Origin of the sequence: Rhodococcus sp. O3, from assembly GCF_048897285.1 — a bacterium.
Taxonomy (GTDB): Bacteria; Actinomycetota; Actinomycetes; order Mycobacteriales; family Mycobacteriaceae; genus Rhodococcus.
Genome location: NZ_JBMBTE010000243.1, coordinates 1 through 3618, shown reverse-complemented (window position 1 = coordinate 3618; position 3618 = coordinate 1). Strand labels below are relative to the sequence as shown.

4 protein-coding genes are annotated in these 3618 nt (G+C 71.0%); all 4 read right to left on the bottom strand.

Annotation, left to right across the window (positions count from 1 at the left end):
- Positions 1–1760: DEAD/DEAH box helicase (locus tag ACN675_RS28355; protein WP_420753988.1), on the bottom strand; the 1760-nt coding region annotated here is incomplete at its 3' end.
- Complete coding sequence (tatC, locus tag ACN675_RS28350) at positions 1757–2686, bottom strand: twin-arginine translocase subunit TatC (RefSeq protein WP_420753987.1); 930 nt, start codon at positions 2684–2686, stop codon at positions 1757–1759. The genes ACN675_RS28355 and tatC, both read right to left, overlap by 4 nt.
- Before the next feature lie 86 nt (positions 2687–2772).
- Positions 2773–3039, bottom strand: a complete 267-nt coding sequence (tatA, locus tag ACN675_RS28345; protein ID WP_420753986.1) for a Sec-independent protein translocase subunit TatA — start codon at positions 3037–3039, stop codon at positions 2773–2775.
- 106 nt (positions 3040–3145) lie between these two features.
- The coding region (locus ACN675_RS28340) for a helix-turn-helix transcriptional regulator (RefSeq protein ID WP_420753985.1) at positions 3146–3618 on the bottom strand (473 nt) is incomplete at its 5' end.

Sequence of the window (3618 nt, the reverse complement as noted above, 5' to 3'; positions counted from 1 at the left end):
CGCGGCTCGTCCACGCTCTGGTCGGGTTCGATCACCACGGCCAGTCCCGCGCGGCGTCCGCCGGGCACCGCGACGATGTCGCCGCGCCGCAACGCCAGCAACGATTCGACGGCCGCCCGCCGCCGGTCCTGGCGGCCCTGTCGTTCCCGGGCGCGTTCCAGGTCGGTCAGCTGTGCCCGCAGCCGCAGGTAGTCGAGGATGTCGCTGTCGTCGCCGCCGAGGCGGTCCCGCAGCTCCGCCAGGGCCGCCTCGTTGCGTTCGATGCCGCGGGTCAGGCCCACCACCGATTTGTCGGCCTGGAACTGGGCGAACGACATCTCCAGCAGGGCCCGCGACCGGGTGATCCCGACCGCGTCGATGAGGTTGACGGCCATGTTGTAGGACGGGCGGAACGAGCTGCGCAGCGGGAAGGTGCGGGTGGAGGCGAGCCCGGCGACGGCGGCCGGTTCCACCCCCGGCTGCCACAGCACCACCGCGTGCCCCTCGACGTCGATGCCGCGGCGCCCGGCCCGGCCGGTGAGCTGCGTGTACTCGCCGGGGGTCAGTTCGGCGTGGGTTTCCCCGTTGTACTTGACCAGGCGTTCGAGGACGACGGTGCGGGCCGGCATGTTGATGCCGAGCGCGAGGGTTTCGGTGGCGAACACCGCCCGCACCAGCCCGCGCACGAACAGGTCCTCGACGGTGTGCCGGAACGCGGGCAGCATGCCCGCGTGGTGCGCGGCGATGCCGCGTTCGAGGGCGAGGCGCCACTGGCTGAAGCCGAGGACCTCGAGATCGGCGCGGGGCAGGTCGCGGGTGTGTTCCTCGACGATCGCCCGGATCCGGGCGGCTTCCTCGTCGGAGGTGAGCCGGATGCCGCCGCGCAGGCATTGGGCGACCGCGGCGTCGCAGCCGGCGCGGCTGAAGACGAAGGTGATCGCCGGGAGCAGCCCCTCGCGGTCCAGGCGGGAGATGACCTCGGGTCGCGGTAGCGGTCGGAAGGCGCCGGTGCCGCGGCCCCGGTCCCAGGAGTCGGCGCGGTCCAGCGTCAGCCGGCGGCGCACCTGCGCGAGCAGTTCGGGGTTGACCACGACGCTGCGGCGGCCGCCGTCGTCGGGGTGGGCGCGCCGGTCGAACAGGTCGTAGATGCGGGGGCCGACCATCATGTGCTGGTGCAGCGGGATCGGCCGCACCTCGTCGACGACGACGGTGGTGTCGCCGCGCACGGTGGTGATCCAGTCCCCGAACTCCTCGGCGTTGGACACGGTCGCGGACAGGCTGACCAGCCGGACGTCCTCGGGCAGGTGCAGGATGACCTCTTCCCACACGGCGCCGCGGAACCGGTCGGCGAGGAAGTGCACCTCGTCCATCACCACGTAGGTCAGCCCGATGAGGCTGGTCGAGGACGCGTAGATCATGTTGCGCAGCACTTCGGTGGTCATCACCACCACCGGCGCGTTCGGGTTGATGGACTGGTCGCCGGTGAGCAGTCCGACCGCGTCCTTGCCGTGGCGGGCGCACAGGTCCGCGTACTTCTGGTTGCTCAGCGCCTTGATCGGGGTGGTGTAGAAGCATTTGCCGCCGCCGTGCAACGCCAGGTACACCGCGAACTCCCCGACCACGGTCTTCCCGGCCCCGGTGGGCGCGCACACCAGCACCGAGTGGCCGCCGTCGAGGGCGCGGCAGGCCTGCACCTGGAACGGGTCGAGGGTGAACGGCAGCGCCGCGGCGAAGGCGGTGAGCCGATCGGGCGTGGCGGCCGGGGCCGGCTGATCGGTCACAGCGTGTCGGAGTAGTCGGGTTGCGTCGGGGTGGGGCGCTCGACCGGGGTGGGGGCGGCGATCGGGGAGCTCTCGTCGTCGTCGAGATCGGCCCAGCCGTCCTCACGGTCGCGGCGGGCGCGGCGCTTGTCGTTGATCCGGGCGATCTGGATGGCGATCTCGAGCAGCAGCGTCAGCGCCGCGGCCAGGGCGATCATCGAGAACGGATCCTGGCCGGGGGTCGCGACGGCCGCGAACACGAACATCGCCATGATCAGGCCACGCCGCCAGGACTTGAGCTTGGCGTAGGACAGCACGCCGACGGCGTTGAGCGCGACGATCACCAGCGGGATCTCGAAGGACACCCCGAAGATGACCAGCAGGTTGATCATGAAACCGAAGTACTCGGAGCCGGACAGGGCGGTGACCTGCACGTCGTTGCCGACGGTGAGCAGGAACGACAGGGCGTGGGTGACGACCAGGTACGCCAGCACCGCGCCGGTGACGAACAGCGCGGCGCCGGAGACGACGAACCCGATGGCGTAGCGGCGTTCCTTCGCGTACAGGCCGGGGGTGATGAACGCCCACAGCTGGTACAGCCAGATCGGGCAGGCCATCACCACACCGGCGGTCGCGGCGACCTTCAGCCGCAGCATGAACTGTTCGAACGGGCCGGTGGCGAGCAGGTGGCAGCCGCCGTCGGCGCTGATGTCGGCGCGGGAGGACGCCGGCAACGAGCAGTAGGGGTCGAGCAGGATCGAGCCGAGGCTGGGCAGGCCGAACAGGTCGCGGCTGTACCAGACGAACCCGAGGACGGTGGTGACCAGCACCGCGGCGAGCGCGATCAGCAGACGGGTGCGCAGTTCGTACAGATGTTCGACCAGCGACATGGTGCCGTCGGGATTGGTCTTGCGCCGGCTGCGGCGCGGATCGAACGGGATGCGCACGTGCGGTTCTCAGCTCCTGTCGAGGCCCCCGGATCAGCGGAGGACCGGGGCACCCGTCGCGGATGCCCCGGTGGGTTGGTCGATGGTCAGGCCGACCGCGGTTGGGTCTGCGTCGGGTCGGTGACGGTCGCGTCCACGGCCTGGGCGGGGGGCTGACCGGCGGGCAGCGAGTTCGGAGCCTGCTGCGGCGGCGCCGGACGGGCGTCGTCGTTCTGCATCTCCTTGACCTCACTCTTGAAGATGCGCAGCGACCGGCCGAGACCGCGAGCAGCGTCGGGAAGCTTCTTCGAGCCGAACAGGATGACGACGACGATCGCGACGATGGCCCAGTGCCACGGGCTCATTGCACCCATTATCTACCTCCACAGATGGTGTGCTGCCGATGCTACCGGACCCGAACACGCCCGATCCCCGCCCACAGCCGTTCGACCGGATGTTCGCGCAGGGTTCACAGCTCCGTTACACGCCCGCCGCCGGTTCGTCGAGCGGCAGTGTGTCGTACGCCTCGAGCGCGGCCGCGGCGCGGGCCCGCACCGCCGCCACCAGCTCCGGCGGCCCCAGCACCGTCACCCCGCCGCCGAGCCCGACCGCCAGCCGCGTCATCCACTCCGGCGACGCGAACCGCAGCACCGCGGTGCACGATCCGTCCGGCTGCAACTGCACCTCGGTGAGCGGGTAGTAGTCGATCAGCCAGCTGTAGCCGGGATCGATCCGCAACCGCGCGGCCGGCAGCGTCGGATCCCCGGCGAACAACTCGAAGCTGTCCTCCTCGTCGACCGCGACCGGCGGCCGGGCCGGTTCCGGCAGTTCCTCGGCCGCGTCGATCCGGTCGAACCGGAACAACCGCACCCCCTCCGCGGTGCGGCACCACGCCTGCAGATAGGTGTGCTCGTCGATGAGCACCACCCGGATCGGGTCCACGTCCCGCTCCG